The organism is Streptomyces griseorubiginosus, from assembly GCF_017614965.1.
GTDB lineage: Bacteria > Actinomycetota > Actinomycetes > Streptomycetales > Streptomycetaceae > Streptomyces > Streptomyces griseorubiginosus_B.
Window position 1 is genome coordinate 1 of record NZ_WVUG01000585.1, and the last position, 2,073, is coordinate 2,073.

Sequence of the window (2,073 nt, forward strand, 5' to 3'; positions counted from 1 at the left end):
AGGTGCGGGGTTTCCGGATCGAGCTGGGTGAGATCCAGGCGGTGTTGATGTCTCATCCGGGTGTCGTGCAGGCGGCGGTGATCGTGCGGGAGGACCGTCCGGGGGATCGGCGTCTGACCGCGTACGTCGTCGGCACCGCTGCGGACGTGCACGACCTGCACGCTCACGCGGCGGCGCAGCTGCCGGCGTATATGGTGCCGTCCGCGTTCGTCGTCCTGGACGCGCTGCCGCTGACGCCGAACGGCAAGCTGGACCGGCGTGCCCTGCCCGCCCCCGAGTTGGAGACGGCAGCGGGCCGCGCCCCCCGCACCCCCGGGGAAGAAGTGTTGTGCACGCTCTTCGCGGAGGCTCTGGGTGTCGAGAGCGTGACCATCGATGACGACTTCTTCCGGCTGGGCGGTCACTCCCTGCTCGCCACCAAACTCGTCAGCCGCATCCGCACCGTGCTGGGCGCGGAACTGCCCATCCGGCAGCTCTTCGAGACCCCCACCATCGCCGGCATCAGCGAGGCCCTCGCGAACGAGGACCGTGCGGTACGCCGTACTGTCACGGCGGTGGACCCGCGTCCGGCGCGCGTGCCGTTGTCGTACGCCCAGCAGCGGTTGTGGTTCCTGAACCGTTTCGAGGGACCCAGTCCCACCTACAACGCTCCGGTGGCCTTGCGTCTCTCCGGTGCGTTGGACCGGGACGCGCTGCGGGACGCGCTCGCGGATCTGGTGGAGCGGCACGAGAGCCTGCGGACCGTGTTCGCCGAGGACAGCGAGGGCGCGTATCAGGTCGTCCGGGACGCGGCCGAGGCCCGGCCGATGCTCACGGTCGTGAAGACCGACGAAGCACGTCTGCGGGACGATCTGACGAGAGAGGCCGGCCACCCCTTCGACCTGGCCACCGAGATCCCTTTCCGGGCCGCGCTGTTCGCGCCGAGCGAGCACGACCACGTTCTGCTCCTCGTCACGCACCACATCGTGAGTGACGCGTGGTCGCGGGCGCCGTTGGCGCGTGATCTGACGTCCGCGTATGCGGCCCGGGTGCGGGGCGCGGCTCCCCAGTGGGCGCCGCTGCCGGTGCAGTACGCCGACTACAGCCTCTGGCAGCGCGAGGTCCTCGGCTCCGAGGACGACCCGGACAGCGAGATCAGCCGCCAACTCGCCTACTGGACCGAGACGTTGGCGGGTCTGCCGGATCAGCTGGAACTGCCGTACGACCGGCCGCGTCCCTCCGTGGCCACCTACCGCGGCGACCGCATTTCGTTCCAGTTGTCCGAGGACCTCTACGCGCGCGTCAGCGAGGTGGCCCAGGACGTCCAGGCCAGCCCGTTCATGGTGTTGCAGGCGGCGCTGGCCGCGCTGCTGACCAGGCTCGGGGCGGGGACGGACATTCCACTGGGTACACCGATCGCCGGTCGCACGGACGAGGCCCTGAACGACCTGGTCGGCGTCTTCCTCAACACACTGGTCCTGCGCACGGACACCTCGGGCAACCCCACGTTCGCCGAACTGGTGCGCCGCGTCCGTGAGGGGAACCTTGGTGCCTACGCGCATCAGGACCTGCCGTTCGAGCGGCTGGTCGAGGCGGTCAACCCGGAGCGTTCGCTCGCCCGGCACCCCCTCTTCCAGGTCCTCCTCACCCTCAACAACACCGACTACGAAGGCGCGTTGGCCTCGCTGGGTGAACTGCCGGGGCTCTCGGCCGAGCGTGAGCCGGTGGAGTCGTCCGTCGCCAAGTTCGACCTCGCCTTCGGGTTCACGGAGCGCCGCAGCGCGTCCGGACAGGTGAACTCGCTCGAAGGAGTGCTGGAGTTCAGCACCGACCTGTTCGACCGCGCCACCGCCGGATCGTTCATCGACCGGCTGCTGCGTCTCCTCGATCACGCCGTCGCGTCCCCGGACATCCGGGTGAGCGACATCGACATCCTCGCCGCGTCTGAACGCGGCCGTCTCCTCGTGGACTGGAACGACACGGTGTGTGAGGTGCCGGGGCGTTCGGCGGTGGAGTTGTTCGAGGAGCGGGTGGCCGCGGTGCCGGATGCCGAGGCTGTGGTGGCGGGTGGGGTGTCGCTCAGTTACCGGGAGT

The 2,073-nt window shown here is 69.6% G+C and carries 1 protein-coding gene; it reads left to right on the plus strand.

Features of this window, described 5'->3' with window-relative positions; all coding sequences use genetic code 11:
• A partial coding sequence (locus GRC12_RS43915) for a condensation domain-containing protein (RefSeq protein WP_439959960.1) occupies positions 1 to 2,073 on the plus strand: 2,073 nt, incomplete at both ends.